Origin of the sequence: Nostoc sp. WHI, from assembly GCF_015714725.1 — a bacterium.
Taxonomy (GTDB): Bacteria; Cyanobacteriota; Cyanobacteriia; order Cyanobacteriales; family Nostocaceae; genus Nostoc.
In genome coordinates, this window is record NZ_WBKM01000219.1 from 16,660 (window position 1) to 36,412 (window position 19,753).

The 19,753-nt window shown below is 45.4% G+C and carries 32 protein-coding genes; all 32 read left to right on the forward strand.

Annotated features, from left to right (window positions below; genetic code table 11):
• Positions 1-871: 871 nt before the first annotated feature.
• The 32 genes from rplC to F8S12_RS21925 all read left to right on the forward strand — a co-directional run bounded on the left by rplC (position 872) and on the right by F8S12_RS21925 (position 19,649).
• Complete coding sequence (gene rplC, locus F8S12_RS21770) at positions 872-1,510, forward strand: 50S ribosomal protein L3 (RefSeq protein WP_196518337.1); 639 nt, start codon at positions 872-874, stop codon at positions 1,508-1,510.
• 110 nt (positions 1,511-1,620) lie between these two features.
• Positions 1,621-2,259 (forward strand): 50S ribosomal protein L4, encoded by a 639-nt coding sequence (gene rplD / locus F8S12_RS21775; protein WP_196518339.1) that lies wholly within the window; start codon positions 1,621-1,623, stop codon positions 2,257-2,259.
• A complete protein-coding gene (locus F8S12_RS21780; protein WP_196518341.1) occupies positions 2,252-2,566 on the forward strand; it encodes a 50S ribosomal protein L23 in 315 nt (104 codons plus the stop codon). The genes rplD and F8S12_RS21780 overlap by 8 nt, the downstream gene beginning before the upstream one ends.
• A 106-nt stretch (positions 2,567-2,672) precedes the next feature.
• The gene (gene rplB, locus F8S12_RS21785; protein ID WP_196518343.1) at positions 2,673-3,536 is read left to right on the forward strand and encodes a 50S ribosomal protein L2; all 864 of its coding nucleotides are present in this window, start codon (positions 2,673-2,675) and stop codon (positions 3,534-3,536) included.
• A 157-nt stretch (positions 3,537-3,693) separates the two neighbouring features.
• A complete protein-coding gene (rpsS, locus tag F8S12_RS21790) occupies positions 3,694-3,972 on the forward strand; it encodes a 30S ribosomal protein S19 (RefSeq protein ID WP_196518345.1) in 279 nt (92 codons plus the stop codon).
• Between the two features lie 81 nt (positions 3,973-4,053).
• The gene (rplV, locus tag F8S12_RS21795) at positions 4,054-4,410 is read left to right on the forward strand and encodes a 50S ribosomal protein L22 (protein ID WP_196518347.1); all 357 of its coding nucleotides are present in this window, start codon (positions 4,054-4,056) and stop codon (positions 4,408-4,410) included.
• A gap of 53 nt (positions 4,411-4,463) precedes the next feature.
• Entirely contained in the window at positions 4,464-5,246 is a 783-nt protein-coding gene (gene rpsC, locus F8S12_RS21800) for a 30S ribosomal protein S3 (RefSeq protein ID WP_196518349.1), read from the forward strand.
• Between the two features lie 94 nt (positions 5,247-5,340).
• Entirely contained in the window at positions 5,341-5,766 is a 426-nt protein-coding gene (rplP, locus tag F8S12_RS21805) for a 50S ribosomal protein L16 (RefSeq protein ID WP_196518351.1), read from the forward strand.
• A 3-nt stretch (positions 5,767-5,769) separates the two neighbouring features.
• On the forward strand, positions 5,770-5,997 hold the full coding sequence (gene rpmC / locus F8S12_RS21810) for a 50S ribosomal protein L29 (RefSeq protein WP_196518353.1): 228 nt from the start codon (positions 5,770-5,772) through the stop codon (positions 5,995-5,997).
• A 6-nt stretch (positions 5,998-6,003) separates the two neighbouring features.
• Positions 6,004-6,252, forward strand: a complete 249-nt coding sequence (gene rpsQ / locus F8S12_RS21815; RefSeq protein ID WP_196518355.1) for a 30S ribosomal protein S17 — start codon at positions 6,004-6,006, stop codon at positions 6,250-6,252.
• 46 nt (positions 6,253-6,298) lie between these two features.
• Entirely contained in the window at positions 6,299-6,667 is a 369-nt protein-coding gene (rplN, locus tag F8S12_RS21820) for a 50S ribosomal protein L14 (protein WP_069070772.1), read from the forward strand.
• Entirely contained in the window at positions 6,667-7,020 is a 354-nt protein-coding gene (gene rplX, locus F8S12_RS21825) for a 50S ribosomal protein L24 (RefSeq protein WP_196518358.1), read from the forward strand. The genes rplN and rplX overlap by 1 nt, the downstream gene beginning before the upstream one ends.
• Before the next feature lie 110 nt (positions 7,021-7,130).
• Complete coding sequence (rplE, locus tag F8S12_RS21830; RefSeq protein WP_196518360.1) at positions 7,131-7,679, forward strand: 50S ribosomal protein L5; 549 nt, start codon at positions 7,131-7,133, stop codon at positions 7,677-7,679.
• 20 nt (positions 7,680-7,699) lie between these two features.
• On the forward strand, positions 7,700-8,101 hold the full coding sequence (gene rpsH / locus F8S12_RS21835; RefSeq protein WP_012410712.1) for a 30S ribosomal protein S8: 402 nt from the start codon (positions 7,700-7,702) through the stop codon (positions 8,099-8,101).
• Positions 8,102-8,173: 72 nt separating this feature from the next.
• On the forward strand, positions 8,174-8,722 hold the full coding sequence (gene rplF, locus F8S12_RS21840) for a 50S ribosomal protein L6 (RefSeq protein ID WP_196518362.1): 549 nt from the start codon (positions 8,174-8,176) through the stop codon (positions 8,720-8,722).
• 2 nt (positions 8,723-8,724) lie between these two features.
• Positions 8,725-9,087, forward strand: a complete 363-nt coding sequence (gene rplR / locus F8S12_RS21845) for a 50S ribosomal protein L18 (protein WP_196518364.1) — start codon at positions 8,725-8,727, stop codon at positions 9,085-9,087.
• 149 nt (positions 9,088-9,236) lie between these two features.
• Entirely contained in the window at positions 9,237-9,764 is a 528-nt protein-coding gene (gene rpsE / locus F8S12_RS21850; protein ID WP_196518366.1) for a 30S ribosomal protein S5, read from the forward strand.
• Between the two features lie 103 nt (positions 9,765-9,867).
• A complete protein-coding gene (gene rplO, locus F8S12_RS21855) occupies positions 9,868-10,311 on the forward strand; it encodes a 50S ribosomal protein L15 (protein ID WP_196518367.1) in 444 nt (147 codons plus the stop codon).
• 70 nt (positions 10,312-10,381) lie between these two features.
• The gene (gene secY / locus F8S12_RS21860) at positions 10,382-11,692 is read left to right on the forward strand and encodes a preprotein translocase subunit SecY (protein ID WP_196518368.1); all 1,311 of its coding nucleotides are present in this window, start codon (positions 10,382-10,384) and stop codon (positions 11,690-11,692) included.
• 2 nt (positions 11,693-11,694) lie between these two features.
• Positions 11,695-12,249 carry an adenylate kinase gene (locus tag F8S12_RS21865; RefSeq protein WP_196518369.1) on the forward strand — a complete coding sequence of 185 codons (555 nt, stop codon included), beginning with the start codon at positions 11,695-11,697 and terminating at the stop codon, positions 12,247-12,249.
• A gap of 183 nt (positions 12,250-12,432) precedes the next feature.
• A complete protein-coding gene (infA, locus tag F8S12_RS21870) occupies positions 12,433-12,657 on the forward strand; it encodes a translation initiation factor IF-1 (RefSeq protein ID WP_006196724.1) in 225 nt (74 codons plus the stop codon).
• 116 nt (positions 12,658-12,773) lie between these two features.
• On the forward strand, positions 12,774-12,887 hold the full coding sequence (gene rpmJ / locus F8S12_RS21875; protein ID WP_015129703.1) for a 50S ribosomal protein L36: 114 nt from the start codon (positions 12,774-12,776) through the stop codon (positions 12,885-12,887).
• A 115-nt stretch (positions 12,888-13,002) separates the two neighbouring features.
• Positions 13,003-13,383 (forward strand): 30S ribosomal protein S13, encoded by a 381-nt coding sequence (gene rpsM, locus F8S12_RS21880; RefSeq protein ID WP_104906411.1) that lies wholly within the window; start codon positions 13,003-13,005, stop codon positions 13,381-13,383.
• Positions 13,384-13,437: 54 nt separating this feature from the next.
• Positions 13,438-13,833: a 30S ribosomal protein S11 gene (gene rpsK / locus F8S12_RS21885; RefSeq protein ID WP_096558115.1), complete on the forward strand. Its 396-nt coding sequence runs from the start codon at positions 13,438-13,440 to the stop codon at positions 13,831-13,833.
• A gap of 311 nt (positions 13,834-14,144) precedes the next feature.
• Complete coding sequence (locus F8S12_RS21890; RefSeq protein WP_196518370.1) at positions 14,145-15,092, forward strand: DNA-directed RNA polymerase subunit alpha; 948 nt, start codon at positions 14,145-14,147, stop codon at positions 15,090-15,092.
• Between the two features lie 32 nt (positions 15,093-15,124).
• Positions 15,125-15,475, forward strand: coding sequence for a 50S ribosomal protein L17 (gene rplQ / locus F8S12_RS21895; RefSeq protein ID WP_196518371.1), 351 nt, complete (start codon positions 15,125-15,127; stop codon positions 15,473-15,475).
• A 74-nt stretch (positions 15,476-15,549) separates the two neighbouring features.
• The gene (truA, locus tag F8S12_RS21900) at positions 15,550-16,398 is read left to right on the forward strand and encodes a tRNA pseudouridine(38-40) synthase TruA (protein WP_196518399.1); all 849 of its coding nucleotides are present in this window, start codon (positions 15,550-15,552) and stop codon (positions 16,396-16,398) included.
• A 183-nt stretch (positions 16,399-16,581) separates the two neighbouring features.
• Positions 16,582-17,043, forward strand: coding sequence for a 50S ribosomal protein L13 (rplM, locus tag F8S12_RS21905; protein ID WP_196518372.1), 462 nt, complete (start codon positions 16,582-16,584; stop codon positions 17,041-17,043).
• The gene (gene rpsI, locus F8S12_RS21910; RefSeq protein ID WP_196518373.1) at positions 17,043-17,459 is read left to right on the forward strand and encodes a 30S ribosomal protein S9; all 417 of its coding nucleotides are present in this window, start codon (positions 17,043-17,045) and stop codon (positions 17,457-17,459) included. The genes rplM and rpsI overlap by 1 nt, the downstream gene beginning before the upstream one ends.
• Before the next feature lie 126 nt (positions 17,460-17,585).
• A complete protein-coding gene (gene rpmE, locus F8S12_RS21915) occupies positions 17,586-17,828 on the forward strand; it encodes a 50S ribosomal protein L31 (RefSeq protein WP_196518374.1) in 243 nt (80 codons plus the stop codon).
• Positions 17,829-17,933: 105 nt separating this feature from the next.
• Positions 17,934-19,034, forward strand: coding sequence for a peptide chain release factor 1 (gene prfA / locus F8S12_RS21920; protein WP_196518375.1), 1,101 nt, complete (start codon positions 17,934-17,936; stop codon positions 19,032-19,034).
• Between the two features lie 156 nt (positions 19,035-19,190).
• Positions 19,191-19,649, forward strand: coding sequence for a DUF29 domain-containing protein (locus tag F8S12_RS21925; RefSeq protein ID WP_442946820.1), 459 nt, complete (start codon positions 19,191-19,193; stop codon positions 19,647-19,649).
• Positions 19,650-19,753: the final 104 nt, after the last annotated feature.

Genomic DNA, 19,753 nt, shown 5'->3' on the forward strand with positions numbered 1-19,753 from the left:
TCTCTATTATTTACCCTGAACCGATAGATTAAGTTAAAATATTTGGGACATAATGCCCATTTCTTCAGTCCCCAGTCTCTACTCCCTAAAAATAATTCTACAAATTACTGGACAAACATAAACAAATAATTTATATTATTAGATTGTGACCGAAGACGCAAAATAGTTGAATTTTTTACTCTCATTCTGAGGTAGTGTTAGCATCAAAAGCTGACTACTCAATGCAAATTGGATAACCTAACTCAGATTGATCATAAGACTGGTAAACTAAGAAAGCTTTCAGGTCAACATTGGAGCTTATGGACGAACAACCAAAGCCAATTCTAAGCTCCAAAGTACATTTGCTTCTGTGCCTCTGAAAAAGTAGGCAAAATCTTAAACAATAATTTAAGGTATTTAAAGAAGTAAAAACTGAGCAGAAATGTTGGTTTCATGGCATTACGTTAGTCTCAGTTAACGGATACTGGGCGGTAAAAACCGCTTAAGTCCAACTGCAACAGGGCAGTAGCCAAGCTCCGGGAATCCGTCTTATGGGCGTATCCGAAGCGCTGCCTCCAAAACGTGCCAGAGCAATTGCTTGGACAAAAGCATTGCTGCACACAGCAAAAAGCTGTAGCGCCTTGCATTGATGCCAGAAGTTACTCTTTCCTAATAGGAAGGGACTTGTAGCTGTTCTGGTGATCTAGTGAGTGAAACTAAACAGATTCACCAAGCAGTACGGACACGGTTTGTTGTGTCCCAAAGCATTTGGAGCGGTTTATTTAAGCCATTCCAAATTTCGCAGGCTAACCCAGCCTAAACTGATGCGTACAAAGCGTGTCCTCTAGAGTCCAATTCCAAGGTCAGTAAGTAGAAAGGAGAACCAGTTACTGTGTCTGTAGGTATTCTCGGCACCAAGCTGGGCATGACCCAAATATTTGACGAAGCAGGAGTAGCCATTCCTGTGACTGTCGTTCAAGCAGGGCCATGCACCGTTACACAAGTTAAAACGAAACAAACCGACGGTTACTTTGCCATTCAAGTTGGGTATGGCGAAGTCAAACCAAAGGCACTGAACAGACCACTACTGGGTCATTTGGCTAAATCATCTGCCCCAGCATTGCGTCATCTAAATGAATATCACACTGATAATTCTGGCGATTATGCTTTAGGTCAACAGATTAAAGCAGATATTTTTAGTGCAGGTCAAATTGTAGATGTAATCGGCACAAGCATCGGGCGCGGCTTTGCGGGTAACCAGAAGCGCAACAACTTTGCTCGGGGGCCCATGTCACACGGTTCCAAAAACCACAAAGCACCCGGTTCTATTGGTGCTGGTACAACACCAGGTCGTGTTTATCCAGGTAAGCGGATGGCAGGGCGTTTAGGTGGGAAACGCATTACAATCCGCAAGCTGACCATAGTGCGAGTTGACCTAGAACGGAACTTATTACTAATTAAGGGAGCCATTCCTGGTAAACCGGGTGCATTAGTAAGTGTTGTGCCTGCAACGATAGTGGGTAGTCATTAGTCAGTAGTCATCAGTCAGTAGTCATTGGTCATTAGTGAATAACAAAGGACAACTGACAAAGGACAAATAACAAATGACAAAGGACAAATGACAAAGGACAGATAACAAAAATGGTTGAAAGCGTAGTTAAAAATTGGCAAGGAGAGCAGGTTGGCGAGACGACCTTCGAGTTGCGCGTTGCCAAGGAAGAAACAGCGTCTCATATTGTGCACCGCGCTTTAGTACGGCAATTGACCAATGCTCGTCAAGGAAATGCCAGTACCAAAACTCGGGCCGAAGTCAGAGGTGGCGGTCGTAAACCTTGGCGACAAAAAGGTACTGGTCGCGCTCGTGCGGGGTCTATTCGTTCACCACTGTGGCGTGGTGGTGGTGTGATCTTTGGGCCAAAGCCTAGAGAATTCAACCTCAAGTTGAACCGCAAAGAGCGACGTTTAGCACTGCGAACAGCGTTTGTCAGCCGCATTGACGACTTGATTGTAGTACAAGAATTTAGCACCGAGCTATCTCGCCCCAAGACTAAAGAATTAGTGGCAGCCCTTGCCCGTTGGGGAGTAGTACCAGAAAGCAAGTCACTGTTAATTTTGTCTGAGATTGCGGATACAGATAACGTTTATTTGTCAGCCCGCAATATTGAAAATTTAAAACTAATTGCAGCCGACCAGCTAAATGTTTTTGATTTACTGCACGCTGACAAAATTGTAGTTACGGCATCAGCCTTAGAAAAAATTCAGGAGGTCTACAGTGCCTAGCTTTGACCCCCGTGATCTTGCCGACTTAGTGCGTCGCCCAATTGTCACCGAGAAAGCGACCATTTTAATGGAGCAGAATAAGTACACCTTTGAAGTAATTCCAAAGGCATCTAAGCCTGAAATCAAGGCTGCGATCGAAGACTTGTTTCAGGTCAAGGTTGTAAAGGTGAACACCATCCTACCACCGCGTAAAAAGCGGCGCGTTGGTAAATTTATTGGTTATAAGCCCCAATACAAGCGAGCCATTGTTACCGTCGCACCTGGTGATGAAGACAAGATTAGACAAGTTCTATTCCCAGATGTCTAGAAAAGTTATGAGTTAGGAGTTAAGAGTTATGAGTTAGTACGCTCAAAACTCAGCACTCAAAATTTCAAACTCAGCACTCAGCACTCAGCACTCAGCACTTAAAAATATGGGTACTCGTTCTTATCGCCCTTATACCCCCAGCACTCGCCAAGTTACAATCTCTGACTTTGCGGAAATTACAAAAACCGAGCCAGAGAAATCTTTAACAACCTCAAAGCATCGCGCCAAAGGTCGGAATAATCGCGGGCGGATTACTAGTCGTCGCCGGGGTGGCGGACACAAACAACTTTATCGGATCATCGATTTTAAAAGGGATAAACATAATATTCCTGCCAAAGTCGCAGCGATTGAATACGATCCTAATCGCAATGCTCGAATTGCTCTTTTGTATTACCAAGACGGCGAAAAACGTTATATCCTCCATCCCAATGGGTTGAAAGTTGGAACAATAGTTATTTCTGGGACTGATTCTCCCTTTGAAGATGGTAATGCCTTACCGCTTTGGAAGATTCCCTTGGGTACTAGTGTTCACAACGTAGAATTCACTCCTGGTAAAGGTGGTCAAATTGTCCGTGCTGCTGGTGCTAGCGCCCAAGTTGTTGCAAAAGAAGGTAATTATGTAACTCTCAAGTTGCCTTCTGGAGAAGTCCGCTTGATTCGGCGCGAGTGCTACGCCACTATTGGGCAAGTAGGCAACACCGATGCGAGAAACCTAAGTGCAGGTAAAGCCGGGCGCAATCGCTGGAAAGGTCGCCGTCCTAAGGTTAGAGGTAGCGTCATGAACCCAGTTGATCACCCACATGGTGGTGGTGAAGGTAGGGCACCTATCGGTAGGTCTGGGCCTGTAACACCTTGGGGTAAACCCACATTGGGTGCGAAGACACGTAATCGCAAGAAACTCAGCAGCAAATTGATTGTACGTCGTCGCCGTAAGTCTTCTAAACGCGGTCGCGGTGGTCGTGAATCATAGAATTTTAGATTTTAGATTTTGGATTTTAGATTGGGGTCTACTTGTGAACATTGAAAATTTGTGAAACTTGATTAAGACACCTAATTATCCAAAATCGGAAATTTTAAATCCTAATTCCAAAATCCAAAATCCAAAATCCAAAATCCAAAATTGAACTATGGGTCGTTCTCTAAAAAAAGGTCCTTTCGTTGCGGATCATCTCCTTAAGAAAATTGAAAAGCTCAACGACAGCAACAGAAAAGAAGTTATAAAAACTTGGTCACGAGCTTCGACGATTTTGCCCTTAATGGTAGGTCATACGATCGCTGTTCACAACGGACGGCAACACGTTCCAGTTTTTGTAAATGAACAGATGGTAGGACACAAGTTGGGGGAATTTTCGCCAACACGTACCTACAGGGGTCATGGAAAAAGCGATAAAAAAGCAGGTAGGTAGTCGTTAGTCATGAAGTCATTAGTCATTAGCTAAAGACAAGTGACAAATGATCAATGACAAATGACAAAATTGGAGAAAATTATGGCTAATGATACTACTGAAGTAAAGGCGATCGCTCGTTTTATCCGCATCTCGGCCTACAAAGTGCGTCGCGTACTCGATCAAATCCGGGGGCGATCGTACCGAGAAGCGCTAATCATCCTGGAATTCATGCCTTATCGCGCCACTGAACCCATATTGAAGGTTCTCAGAAGCGCTGCTGCTAATGCCGAACACAACGCTGGGTTAGATCGGACTCAATTAGTAATTACTCAAGCTTATGCCGATCAAGGCCCGCCGTTGAAGCGGTTCCAGCCACGGGCGCAAGGTCGAGCTTACCAAATTCGCAAGCCAACGTGTCATATTACTGTGGCTGTTGCAGCCGCCCCAGAAAAATAAGCTTTTTTACACGAATAAATTGCGTAAAGTAAGAAATTTTAGAGGAAGTATTCGTGGGACAGAAGATTCATCCAGTTGGTTTTCGCCTGGGTATTACACATGAACATCAATCCCGTTGGTTTGCTGTTGCTCATCGCTATCCAGAACTTTTACAAGAAGACTACAAACTCCGGCAATATATAGAACAAAAGCTGGGTAGACTTGCTCAAAACAACGCCGGAATTTCCGAGGTGCGGATTGAGCGCAAAGCCGACCAAATCGACTTAGAAGTACGCACAGCGAGACCAGGCGTAGTCGTGGGACGTGGTGGGCAAGGCATCGAATCCTTACGTACCGGACTCCAAGGACTCTTGGGTAGTAATCGCCAAATTCGCATTAACGTGGTTGAAATCCAACGAGTTGATGCTGATGCCTACCTGATTGCCGAATACATTGCTCAACAATTGGAACGCCGGGTTTCCTTTCGGCGGGTAGTGCGACAATCGATTCAGCGTGCCCAACGCGCTGGTGTCCAAGGAATTAAAATCCAAGTCAGCGGCCGGCTCAACGGTGCGGAAATTGCCCGGACAGAGTGGACTCGTGAAGGTAGAGTTCCTTTACATACTTTGCGGGCTGACATTGACTACTCTTATTGCACGGCAAAAACTGTTTACGGCATTCTGGGCATCAAGGTATGGGTGTTTAAGGGAGAAATTATCCCTGGACAGGAAGCAATTGCGCCACCACCCGCAAGTCGTGATCGCGATCGCGATCCCCGCGATCGGGAACGTGAACCCCGTCGTCGTCAACAACAGCGTCGTCGCCAGCAATTTGAAGACCGATCAAATGAAGGATAAAAAGGGAATGGGGCATGGCGCATGGGGCATAGAGAATTGACAATGCCCAATGCCCAATGCCCAATGCCCAATGCCCAGTACCTAGTACCCAATCATGTTAAGCCCTAGAAGAACTAAATTCCGCAAACAACAGCGCGGACGGATGGAGGGACTAGCCACCCGTGGCAGCACCCTAAACTTCGGTGATTTTGCACTCCAAGCGCAAGAACCTGCTTGGATTACCGCCCGGCAAATCGAGGCTTCTCGTCGGGCAATGACTCGTTATATTCGTCGGGGTGGACAAATCTGGATTCGGATTTTTCCTGATAAACCTGTAACCATGCGTCCTGCTGAAACCCGGATGGGTTCCGGTAAAGGTAATCCAGAGTTTTGGGTAGCTGTAGTCAAGCCAGGGCGAATTTTGTTTGAAATCGGTGGAGTTACTGAAGAAATCGCGCGTGAAGCAATGCGCTTGGCTTCATTTAAGCTGCCCATAAAAACCAAGTTTATTATCCGCCCTCAACCACAGGAGCAGGAGTAGCTTATGCCTCTTCCCAAAATGTCAGAAGCTAGAGAATTAAGTGACGATAAACTCTCTGAGGAAATTGTCGCTATCAAAAGACAACTATTTCAGTTGCGCTTACAAAAAGCCACTAGACAACTAGAAAAGCCCCATCAGTTCAGGCAGATGCGCCACCGCCTAGCCCAATTGCTGACGCTAGAAACAGAACGTAAACGGGCAGCAAGTCAATTGGCTAAAGAAGAAAAGTAGGAGATTATGGCAGTAAAAGAACGAGTTGGCTTGGTAGTGAGCGATAAAATGCAAAAAACTGTGGTAGTTGCCATAGAAAACCGCGCTCCTCACCCCAAGTACGGCAAGATTGTAGTCAACACCCAACGATATAAAGTTCACGACGAAGAAAATCAGTGTAAAGTAGGCGATCGCGTTCGCATTCAGGAAACTAGACCCCTGAGTAAAACCAAGCGCTGGAAAGTCACAGAAGTCCTCAACGTCAAACCTGCTTAAACCTCATCGTTGTTAGTTTCTAACAACATTACAAGGGAGAATAATTGTGATTCAACCCCAGACTTACCTGAATGTCGCAGATAATAGCGGCGCCCGTAAACTAATGTGCATCCGCATCTTAGGTGGAGGCAACCGCCGTTATGGTTTTATCGGTGATAAAATTATCGCCGTTGTCAAAGATGCTACACCCAACATGGCTGTAAAAAAGTCTGATGTCGTGGAAGCAGTAATTGTCCGAACTCGCAAAGCTGTATCTCGTGACAGTGGCATGAGTATTCGCTTTGATGATAATGCTGCTGTGATCATCAACAAAGACGGTAATCCTAGAGGCACACGGGTTTTTGGCCCAGTTGCACGGGAACTGCGCGATAAAAACTTTACCAAAATTGTTTCTCTGGCTCCGGAGGTGCTTTAATGGCAACCAAACAGGGTACGCCCAAAGTATTCCATAAAATGCACGTCAAAACTGGCGACACTGTGCAAGTGATTGCTGGCAAAGACAAAGGAAAAGTTGGCGAAATTACTCAGGCACTTCCCCAACTGAGTAAAGTGATCGTCAAAGGTGTCAACATTAAAACCAAGCACGTCAAACCCCAGCAAGAAGGGGAATCAGGGCGAATTATTACCCAAGAATTCCCGATTCATAGCTCCAACGTCATGCTTTATTCCACCAAGCAAAACGTTGCCAGTCGTGTTTGTTATACCTTTACTTCAGAAGGCAAAAAAGTCAGAAAACTCAAGAAAACTGGCGAGATTCTGGATAAATAAGAATTAGCCAATTTGAAATTTTAGATTTTAAATTTAATCCAAAATCCAAAATCTAAAATCCAAAATTAAAGGTTCCCTGACCAAGCCCAGGGATATCAGGACAAAAAACTATGGCGACAACAAGACTCAAAAGCTTATATCAAGAGACAATCGTCCCCAAACTGATCAATCAGTTTCAATATACCAACGTTCATCAAGTACCGAAGTTGATCAAGGTTACGATTAACCGAGGTTTAGGGGAAGCAGCTCAAAATGCGAAGTCACTAGAGGCATCCATCAATGAAATTGCCTTGGTAACAGGTCAAAAACCAGTGGTGACACGGGCGAAAAAGGCGATCGCTGGCTTTAAGATTCGTCAAGGAATGCCAGTTGGGATCATGGTTACCCTGAGAGCCGAACGGATGTATGCCTTTTTTGACCGACTTGTTAGCCTTTCATTACCCAGAATTCGAGACTTTCGCGGCGTTAGCCCTAAAAGCTTTGACGGACGCGGGAATTATACTCTGGGTGTGAGAGAACAGCTAATTTTTCCAGAAGTCGAGTACGACAGCATCGATCAAGTGCGTGGGATGGATATTTCCATCATCACCACAGCAAAAAACGACGAAGAGGGACGCGCCTTACTCAAAGAATTAGGAATGCCCTTTCGCGATCAATAAGTTCATCTATAGAGGGAACGATGGCGGCTAACGACACAATTGCAGATATGCTGACGCGCATCCGCAATGCCAACCTGGCGCGGCATCAAACTACACAAGTGCCAGCTACAAAAATGACCCGGAGTATTGCCAAAGTACTACGGGAGGAAGGCTTTATTGCTGAAATCGAAGAAGCAGAAGAAGGGGTAAAACACAATCTAGTGATTTCCCTGAAATACAAGGGTAAAAACCGTCAGCCTCTGATCACCGCCTTAAAGCGGGTGAGTAAGCCTGGCTTGCGTGTTTACTCCAATCGAAAAGAATTACCAAGGGTACTAGGCGGCATTGGCATTGCCATTATTTCTACATCCAGTGGCATTATGACTGACCGCGAAGCGCGGCGTCAGAACTTGGGTGGCGAAGTGCTTTGTTACGTTTGGTAGTCATTGGTCATTAGTCATTTGTCATTAGTGAAAGACAAAGGACAAAGGACAAATAACAAAGGACAAAAAGTCATGTCTCGTATTGGTAAACGTCCAATTACTATTCCCGCCAAAGTCCAAGTGGCGATCGATGGTGCAAATGTTGTGGTGAAAGGGCCCAAAGGAGAACTTTCTCGCACTCTCACACCTAATGTCTCACTCTCTCAAGAGGGAGAAATATTACACGTAACCCGTCGGGATGAAACTCGTACCTCAAAGCAACTGCACGGCTTGAGCCGCACTTTAGTTGCCAACATGGTCGAGGGAGTTTCCCAAGGTTTTCAGCGCCGTTTAGAAATTCAAGGTGTTGGTTACAGGGCACAAGTTCAAGGTCGTAACCTAGTTTTGAATATGGGTTATAGCCATCAGGTGCAAATTGAACCACCAGAAGGAATTCAGTTTGCCGTAGAAGGTACCACTAACGTCATTGTCAGTGGCTATGACAAAGAAATTGTCGGCAATACAGCCGCCAAAATTCGTGCCGTTCGTCCACCAGAACCTTACAAAGGTAAAGGCATTCGCTATGCCGGTGAAGTGGTCAGACGGAAAGCTGGTAAGACTGGTAAGGGTGGTAAGAAGTAGAAATGAAACTTACTCGTAGAGAATCAAAAAACCGTCGTCATCGACGCGTTCGTGGCAAAGTTATTGGCTCCCCAGAACGTCCGCGTTTAGCGGTATTTCGTTCTAATGAGCATATTTATGCCCAGGTGATTGATGATACTCAGCATCAAACCATAGTGGCAGCATCGACTGTAGAACCAGAGTTGAAATCTAGTTTAGCGTCATGTGCAAACCGCGACGCATCGGTGCAAGTTGGTAAGTTGATCGCAGTGCGATCGCTAGAAAAAGGCATCACCAAAGTAGTTTTTGATCGCGGTGGTAACTTGTATCACGGTCGTGTCAAAGCCCTAGCTGATGCAGCACGCGAGGCTGGTTTAGATTTCTAAAGTCATTAGTCATTAGTCATTAGTCATTGGAAAGATGACAAAAGACAAATGACAAATGACAACTGACCCTTCGGGTTCGCCAGTTACTCATGGGGGAGACCCCCAAGACCGCACTGGCTCACAAATGACGTTCACCAGAGCAATAAATTATGGCAACAGAGCGTAAAAGTAGAACAAAGCGCGCCAAAAAAGAAGAAACCACTTGGCAAGAACGGGTGATCCAAATCCGACGCGTAAGTAAAGTGGTCAAAGGAGGTAAAAAACTCAGCTTCCGAGCGATCGTTGTCGTTGGTAACGAACGCGGTCAAGTTGGTGTCGGAGTAGGCAAAGCCTCAGATGTAATTGGCGCCGTCAAAAAAGGCGTAGCTGACGGTAAAAAACACCTCATTGATATCCCAATCACCAAATCCAACTCCATCCCCCATCCCATTGATGGCGTCGGTGGCGGTGCAAAGGTGATTATGCGTCCGGCCGCACCTGGTACTGGGGTAATCGCTGGTGGTGCTGTGCGAACTGTGTTGGAATTGGCAGGAGTTCGTAACGTATTAGCCAAACAACTTGGCTCCAATAATCCGCTCAATAATGCTAGAGCCGCAGTCAATGCCTTATCTACACTGCGTACCCTTTCTGAAGTTGCCGAAGATCGCGGTATTCCTATTGAAAAACTCTACATCTAATTTAGTCATTAGTCATTGGTCATTAGTCATTAGTGAATAACAAAGGACAAATGACAAATGACAAAGGACAAACGACAAAGGACAAATGACAACTTGATAACTTATGAGAATCAACGATGTTAAGCCGCAAAAAGGCTCAAAGAAACGTAAGAAGCGTGTAGCTAGAGGTATTTCTGCCGGTCAAGGTGCCAGTGCTGGTCTAGGTATGCGAGGTCAAAAATCTCGTTCTGGTAGTGGGACTCGACCAGGTTTTGAAGGTGGTCAACAGCCATTGTACCGCCGCTTACCCAAGCTAAAGGGCTTTCCGATTGTGAATCAGAAGATTTACACTACGATTAATGTAGAGAAGCTAGCCTCCCTTCCCCCTAATACGGAAGTAACTTTGACCTCCTTGAAAGCAGCAGGTATCCTGACTGCTGCCAAGGGATCATTGAAAATTTTGGGTAATGGGGAATTGAGCATTCCGCTCAACGTTAAAGCGGCAGCTTTCACAGGTACAGCTCGAAGCAAAATTGAGGCTGCTGGGGGGAGTTGTGAAGTCTTATGAGTGAGCCGGAACAGCGCACTTGCAAGCCAACTCGCTGTCAGCGCCTGGTTCACTATAAAGGTAGCACTCTATGATCAGTCGAGATAAAGCCCCAACGGCTCAAGAAACTTTTATGCAGATGGCACAGGCAGCCGGGCTGAGAGGTAGGCTGCTTGTCACCGTCGGGATTTTAATTTTGGTTCGCCTGGGCATCTTCTTGCCCGTGCCAGGGATTGATAGACCGAGATTTTCCGAAGCTATATCGGGCAGTAATTCTATATTCGGCTTATTGGATATATTTTCCGGGCGAGGACTTTCGACTTTGGGAGTCTTTGCTTTAGGGATTTTGCCCTTCATTAATGCGTCTATTATCATCCAATTGCTCACCGCTGCGATTCCAGCTTTAGAAAATTTACAGAAAAATGAAGGCGAAGCAGGTCGGCGGAAAATATCGCAAATTACTCGCTATGTCACTGTATGTTGGGCGATTCTTCAAAGTACAGCTTTTTCGGCATTATTCTTGCAGCAATTCGCCTTAAAGCCAGGCCCATTCTTCGTAGCTGAAACTGCGATCGCTCTGACTGCTGGTTCTATGTTCGTAATGTGGGCATCAGAATTAATTACAGAACGCGGCATTGGTAATGGAGCATCATTGTTGATTTTTGTCAACATTGTCGCGTCATTACCAAAAGCCTTAGGCGATACCATCGACTTGGTGCAAGTCGGCGGTCGTGAAACAGTGGGTCGGGTAATCGTGCTAATCTTAGTTTTCCTAGCGACAATTGTTGGTATTGTGGTTGTGCAGGAAGGAATGCGCCGCATCCCAATTATTTCGGCGCGTCGCCAAGTCGGTCGGCGAGTTTTAGCAGAGCAACGCAGCTATCTGCCCCTGCGGCTAAATCAAGGCGGCGTGATGCCAATTATTTTTGCTGCTGCTATTCTCAGTTTGCCACTGCTGATCGCCAATTTTACTAAAAATGCCGAATTGGCGAATATAGTTAACAATTATCTGAGTCCAGGCGGTTCTAGCTCCTGGGTCTATGCCTTGGTTTACATGATTTCGATCATTTTCTTCAGCTACTTCTATTCTTCGTTGATTCTCAACCCAGTAGATGTGGCGCAGAACTTGAAGAAAATGGGTTCTAGTATTCCTGGCATTCGTCCCGGCAAAGCAACTAGTGAGTATATCGAACGCGTATCTAACCGACTCACTTTTTTGGGTGCGATGTTTTTAGGCTTGGTTGCGATTATCCCCACTGCCGTGGAAAGTGCTTTGAATGTGAAAACTTTCCAGGGAATAGGTGCTACCTCTTTGTTAATTTTAGTTGGTGTGGCAATTGAGACAGCCAAACAAGTCCAAACTTACGTCATCTCTCAGCGCTATGAAGGAATGGTGAAATAATAGTGACGCGACTAATCTTCTTGGGGCCACCTGGAGCTGGTAAAGGAACACAAGCTCAAGCTTTGGCTGAATACTTGAATATTCCCCATATTTCTACTGGTGAAATATTAAGACAAGCCATGAAAGAGCAAAGTCATTTGGGAATTAAGGCTCAAAACTATGTAAATAGCGGCGAGTTAGTACCCGACCAGCTAGTGCAGGACTTGGTACAGGAGCGCCTCAGTCAACCAGATGCCAAAAATGGTTGGATTCTTGATGGTTTTCCCCGGAAAGTGACGCAAGCGGCTTTTTTAGAGGAATTACTGGAAACAATCCATCAGAGTGGCGAAAGGGTGGTCAATTTAGATGCACCAGATGAAATTGTGGTAGCACGTTTGCTAGCTAGAGGACGAAAAGATGATACCGAAGAGGTGATTCGTCGTCGTTTAGAAGTATACCGCGCTGAAACTGCACCTTTAATTGATTATTATGGCGATCGCCATAAACTCCTAACAGTCAATGGCAATCAGTCCCAAGAAGATGTCACTGGTGAACTACAAAAAGTGATTGTTTCCTGAAAAGCAGGGGAGTAGAGAGGACATAATTCAGCACTCACTACTCTATACTCCCCTCTAGCAAGAAGCAGAGCGATTTTAGCTAAGATATATTAATAAACTGTTGATATATTTCTTAAAGTGTGTTTTCTTGCAGATTAAGTGCTGCGACTGAACAGGGGATTGTTGAGTTGAGGAAAAAACAAATTGTCTAAACAAGATTTAATTGAAATGGAAGGCACGGTTACAGAGTCCTTGCCCAATGCGATGTTTCGCGTTGACTTGGACAATGGCTTTAACGTGCTGGCACACATTTCTGGCAAGATTCGCCGCAATTATATCAAGATTTTGCCTGGCGATCGCGTCAAGGTGGAGCTGACTCCCTACGACTTAAGCAAAGGCAGAATTACCTATCGACTACGAAAAAAGTAAGTGTATGTAGAGAATCTTACCATAAAATCATCTTTTTGACTGTTTCTTAGTCACTTAGCTGAATATTTTACCTAGAAATGCTATAATTTACTATTTGGAGTCAAAGAATAAAAGGCATGAAAGTCAGAGCCTCAGTCAAGAAAATCTGTGAAAAATGTAACGTGATCAAACGTCGTGGTCGCGTCATGGTGATTTGCGTGAACCCCAAGCACAAGCAACGTCAAGGATAGCGCTCTTACCAACAGAGTGAGTTTTGACACGCATCTCATTATTAAAACGAAAAGACGCGATTAATCACGTTTTTCCAACCAACAGTAATTGCGAAAACAATAGGGAGAGTTCATTGTGGCACGGATTGCCGGAGTAGACCTTCCACGCGACAAACGCGTCGAGATTGGTCTGACTTACATTTACGGAATTGGGTTATCACGCTCTCAAGAAATTATAGCGGCTACTGGTGTGAACCCAGACACCCGCGTTAAGGACTTAAGTGATGCCGATGTGACAGCCCTGCGAGGGGAAATAGAAACCAACTATCAAGTTGAAGGCGACTTGCGGCGCTTGGAGTCTTTGAACATCAAACGCTTAGTTGACATTGGTACTTACAGAGGGCGTCGTCATCGCATGGGCTTACCAGTCAGAGGCCAAAGAACTCGCACGAATGCCAGAACCCGTAGAGGCAGAAGGCAGACAGTGGCTGGGAAGAAGAAGGCTCCAGGGAAATAATTTTGCAACGCTTGCTAATGCGAGCAAGTTTTACCTTAAATCAACTAAACAAGTATGGCGAGACAACCAACTAAAAAAACCGGGAGCAAGAAGCAGAAACGGAATGTACCCAATGGCATGGCCTACATCCAGTCTACTTTCAACAATAGCATTGTCACCATTACCGATCAAAATGGAGATGTCATCTCCTGGGCTAGTGCTGGTTCTAGCGGTTTTAAGGGAGCAAAAAAGGGAACTCCCTTTGCAGCACAAACCGCAGCTGAAAGTGCAGCCCGTCGAGCTATTGATCAAGGAATGCGCCAAATTGAGGTAATGGTCAGTGGGCCAGGAGCAGGTAGAGAAACCGCTATCCGGGCGCTTCAAGGAGCAGGACTGGAAATTACACTGATTCGGGATATTACCCCGATTCCTCACAATGGTTGTCGTCCACCCAAGCGCCGTCGAGTTTAAACACCAAAACTTGGGCAGTGAGGACGAAAAGTTACAGCCAGCAATGACCGCTTGAGCGTCTAACGTTCAAACTGTCATTGAGTTAAAGCTTGGGCGACCAGAAGCGTGTCAGATTTTCCCGCCGGGAAAGCTGTTAAACTTCGGGCTACCCAAAATATTATTAGCGCCTGCAAGCTGAATGGGAGTGTCAAACTATACCGTAATTTTATACTAATAGTTTGATAGACCTAATAATCTACAGGACATAAATTCAATTCTGGAGGCAATTGATTTGTCTGCTAGCAGCACCTTAGAAAAAGGGAGGCTCATCCGTGGCGCAGTTTCAAATTGAATGTGTAGAGTCGAATACCGAAGAAAGTCGGAACCATTACAGTAAATTTGTATTGGAACCTCTAGAACGCGGTCAAGGAACAACTGTTGGCAACGCACTGCGGCGAGTTTTACTATCTAATCTAGAAGGTACAGCAGTTACAGCAGTGCGGATTGCAGGCGTTTCACATGAGTTCGCCACAGTTCCGGGTGTGAGGGAAGATGTATTGGAAATCCTCATGAGAATGAAGGAAGTTATCCTAAAAAACTATTCTTCGCAGCCCCAGATTGGTAGATTACTCGTTAGTGGACCAGCAACAATAACTGCGGCACATTTTGATTTGCCCAGTGAAGTAGAAGTCATCGATCCGACCCAGTATGTCGCCACCATCGCTGAGAGTGGAAAGCTGGAAATGGAATTTCGGATCGAGAAAGGCAAAGGCTATCGCACCGTAGAGCGAGGGCGTGAGGAAGCCACATCGTTGGACTTTCTCCAAATCGACTCCATATTTATGCCAGTGCGAAAAGTCAACTACAGTGTTGAAGAATCTCGTGGGGAAGGCTTGATTCCAAAAGACCGACTACTGTTGGAAGTTTGGACAAATGGCAGTATTTCCCCCCAGGAAGCACTATCTTCGGCTGCTGCGATCTTGGTAGATTTATTCAATCCGTTGAAAGACATCTCCCTAGAACCAACAGACACGGGTTCGGACATTCCAGACGACCCAACTGCCCAGATACCTATCGAAGAGTTGCAACTTTCTGTACGGGCATATAACTGTCTCAAACGGGCACAAGTTAATTCTGTGGCAGATTTGTTGGATTATACCCAAGAAGACCTCTTAGAAATTAAGAACTTTGGGCAGAAGTCAGCAGAAGAGGTTGTGGAAGCTTTGCAGCGACGCTTGGGCATCACCCTGCCAATGGAAAGAGGCTCTAAACACCCTTAAGAAAAACCATTCATAATTCATAGTGCAAAATTATGCGTCACCGTTGTCGCGTCAAAAAACTCAGTAAACCCGCCGATCAGCGCCGTGCCTTACTGCGATCGCTCTCCACCGAGTTGATCCGTCATGGTCGGATTACCACCACTTTAATTCGAGCCAAAGTTCTGCGAAGTAAAGTGGAAAAAATGATTACCCTAGCCAAAAATGGCTCCTTGGCAGCACGCCGTGAAGCCCTTGGCTACATCTTCGACAAACAACTGGTTCACGCTCTATTTGAGCAAGCTCCGATTCGATATGGCGATCGCGAGGGCGGTTATACCCGCATCCTGCGTACCGTACCGCGTCGTGGTGACAATGCCCAAATGGCAATAATTGAATTGGTTTAAGTCATTAGTCATTGGTCATTAGTCATTAGTGAATAACAAAGGACAACTGACAAATGACAAAGGACAAAATCTGTATGTTAGAAAGCCACCAGCCTAAACCAACTTATCGAGTAGCCCTGGTTATCCAATACCTGGGCACTCATTTTCATGGCTGGCAACGGCAAAAAAAGCAGCGTACAGTTCAAGAAGAAATAGAAACAGCGATCGCTACTATTCTTGGGCATCATGTAACCTTACACGGCGCTGGGCGAACTGATTCTGGAGTTCACGCTGCTGCTCAAGTAGCCCATTTTGAAGCGACAAGTCTGATTCCGGCTCACAAGTGGGCAACAATCCTCAATAGCTATCTGCCGCCAGATATATTAATTAGAGCTTCAGCTAGTGTAGATAACCGTTGGCACGCTCGCTTTAGTGCAGCCTATCGACGGTATCGCTACACAATATACACTGAAGACCTACCGAACTTGTTTGTGAGATCCTTCAGTTGGCATTATTATTATGCACCCCTGGATGAATCTTTAATTCAAGCTGCCTTAAAACCTCTGTTGGGAAAGCATCACTTAGCTGCTTTTCATCGTGCAGGCTCTAAGCGATCGCATTCCTGGGTAGAGGTGCAAGCAGCAGAGTGTCGTCGCAGTGGGCCATTTCTCCATATTGAAATACAGGCAGATGGGTTTTTGTATGGCATGGTACGGCTGTTGGTAGGGATGGTGGTACAAGTAGGTTCTGAACAACGGACACTTTCTAACTTCACTGAACTCTGGAAAGAAGAACGTCGAGAAGAAGTGAAACACGCCGCACCACCTCAAGGTTTGTGCTTGTTGCGAGTCGGCTATCCAGATTTTCCTTTTCCTAAAGAGATTTGGTACGACACCTGGCCAAAGTTCGTCATTAGTCAAGAGTCGTTAGTCATTGGTTCTTAGTACAGCTTTGTGTAAAATCGTGGCGAATTGGGTTGAAATTTAAACGCAAAGGGGCGCAGAGGGAAGCGCAGAGGCACGCAGAGAATTCGCTAGGAATTAATGAAATATTGTACTTAGTAAATACACCATGACAAAGGGCAAATGACAAATGACAAATTAAAAATGATAAAGGACAAATGACAAATGACAACGAGTAAAACATACCTTCCTTCTCAAGCATCCCTTGAGCATGAGTGGTACATAGTAGATGCCACCGATAAACGCCTTGGTCGTCTCGCTAGCGAAATCGCTCAAATACTCAGAGGCAAAAACAAACCTGAATATACACCCCACCTAGATACAGGTGATTTCGTAATCGTCGTCAATGCCGAAAAAGTAGCAGTTACAGGCAAAAAGCGCACTCAAAAGCTTTACCGTCGCCATTCTGGTCGTCCCGGTGGGATGAAAACAGAAACTTTCGCTAAACTGCAACAGCGGATACCAGAACGAATTTTAGAACAAGCTGTCAAAGGTATGCTACCCAAAAATAGTCTGGGGAAGCAGTTGTTCACCAAGCTAAAAGTTTACGCTGGCCCCACGCATCCCCATGATGCTCAAAAACCCAAAGAACTAAAAATTAGTACAATTCCTGGAGAAGAAAATTAATGGTAGTAGCAGACGCCAATAGCGGTCGCGCCGTATACTGGGGTACTGGTCGTCGTAAGACCGCAGTAGCACGGGTACGCTTGGTTCCAGGTACAGGTCAACTGACTGTAAACGGTAAAGATGGAAACTTGTATTTCCAATTCAATGCCAACTACCTGGGAGTTATTAAAGCACCTTTGGAAACTCTGGGACTAGAAAACGAGTATGACATTTTGGTGAAAGCAGAAGGCGGCGGCTTGACTGGACAGGCTGATTCTGTCCGCTTGGGAGTTGCCCGTGCTTTGTGCCAACTAGACCCAGACAACCGCCCACCTTTAAAAACCGAAGGTTATTTGACTCGCGATCCCAGGGCAAAAGAGCGGAAAAAATATGGTTTACATAAAGCCCGGAAAGCACCTCAGTATTCTAAGAGATAGGGCATGGGGCATGGGGCATTGGGCATTGGAAAAAGTCGGTTTTTTATCTCTTTGGCAGCCCTCAATCCCTAGCCCCAATTGAAACCTGAAAGTTATAATTTATATAGATTCATCCCACAAAGAACAATGGCTAAATCTGATATTCATCCCAAGTGGTATCCAGATGCTAAAGTTTACTGCAACGGTCAAGTTGTTATGACCATTGGCTCCACCAAGCCAGAATTGCACGTAGATGTTTGGTCTGGAAATCACCCATTTTACACCGGCACTCAGAAGATTATTGACACTGAGGGTCGAGTAGAGCGCTTCCTCCGCAAATATGGCATGAGCAGCACTCAAACATCTGGCGACGAAGAAAAGAAAAAGTAGCGGGTTGGCTCTGCTGTTAACGACGACCCTGCATTCTTCGGGGTCGATTGTCATTTATATGCTCGAGCCAATTTGTTATTTTTTTAAGGAGCGATCGCACTCGTCATGGCTGAATCATACTTACTGGACAAACTAAAATCCGTTGAACAAACTTTTAATGAATTAACACGTCGTCTTGGCGACCCCGATACGGCTAGTAACCCTGATGAGTACCAAGAAATTGCGAAGTCTCGTTCTTCTTTGGAAGAGGTAGTTGATACCTACGAAATTTGGAAAGCAGCCCAAGAAGACTTGATCGGAGCGCGTCAGGTTTATAAAGAATCTGCGAGTGACCCAGAGTTGCAAGAAATGGCAGCACTGGAAGTAAAGGAACTTGAGGCAAAAATAGAACACTTAGAGGCTCGCTTGAAAGTCTTACTGCTACCACGCGACCCCAATGATGAAAAGAATATCATGTTGGAAATTCGCGCTGGCACTGGTGGCGATGAAGCAAGTATTTGGGCTGGCGATTTGATGCAGATGTATACCCGCTATGCCCAGACTCAAGGTTGGAAAGTTTCTCTAGTGAGCGAATCTCGAGGAGAAATGGGTGGCTGGAAAGAGGTCATTCTAGAAATTAAAGGTAATGACGTTTACAGCCAGTTAAAGTTTGAAGCTGGAGTGCATCGTGTGCAGCGCGTGCCGGCAACTGAATCTGGGGGACGGGTTCATACTTCCACAGCTACCGTGGCGATTATGCCAGAGGTGGATGATGTGGAAATTCACATTGACCCCAAAGATATTGAAATGACTACAGCTCGTTCTGGCGGTGCTGGTGGGCAAAACGTCAACAAGGTGGAAACAGCCGCCGACTTGATGCACAAACCGACAGGGATTCGGATTTTCTGTACAGAAGAACGTAGCCAGTTACAGAACAAAGAACGGGCGATGCAAATTCTGCGGGCGAAGTTGTATGAGATCAAGTTACGCGAACAACAGGAAGTTGTAACTTCAATGCGGCGATCGCAAGTTGGTACAGGATCGCGATCGGAAAAAATTCGCACCTATAATTATAAAGATAACCGCGCTACTGATCATCGGTTAGGTCAGAATTATTCTCTTAACCCTGTTTTGGAAGGTGATTTAGAGACGCTGATCCAATCTTGTATATCTCTAGACCAGCAAGAACGTCTTGCGGAGTTAGCAACTTCTGCTGCTAGCAACTAATCCTCATTGTTATATTTCCAAGAAAACCGCTTGTTAGTCTGTTACTTTTAACACAGACAAGCGGTTTTCTAATGCGGCATTGAAAGTAGAGAAAAACTGATTTAAATCATCAAATTAGCTCGTGATCTTTTGCTATCAAGATTCAACTCTATGGATATAGACAAACCTTTTTTGTATGACGAAGATTTCTATGGCTGGACACAACACCAGGCTAAAGCATTAGAGCAGAGGCAAGTTATGCAACTAGATTGGCAACACCTGCAAGAGGAAATTCAAGCTTTGGGCAGACAGGAGTATCGGGAACTCGTGAGTCATTTGAGTGTATTACTCGGTCATCTCTTGAAGTGGGAGTATCAACCCGAACAACGCTCTCGCAGTTGGTTTTTAACAATTCGAGAACAGCGTCGCGCCATCGGTAGGGATTTGCGACAGAACCCCAGCTTAAAGTCTCGAATCGAAGAAGCCTTGTTAGATGGCTTTGAAGCGGGAGTAGATTTGGCGCTACGAGAAACTAACTTACCATTACGAACTTTTCCAGAGCATTGCCCTTATTTGTTTGATGATGCGATCGCAGCCAATTTTCTGTGCGATACTCGTCAAGACTGGGAAGGATAATTACTACAATTTTTCTGGATTATAAGTTTTTAGTTTAATACAGAATCGACTATTGAGCCTTGTCAGTTCGCCACACATAACCACTCAAAGCCACTGCTGTAATT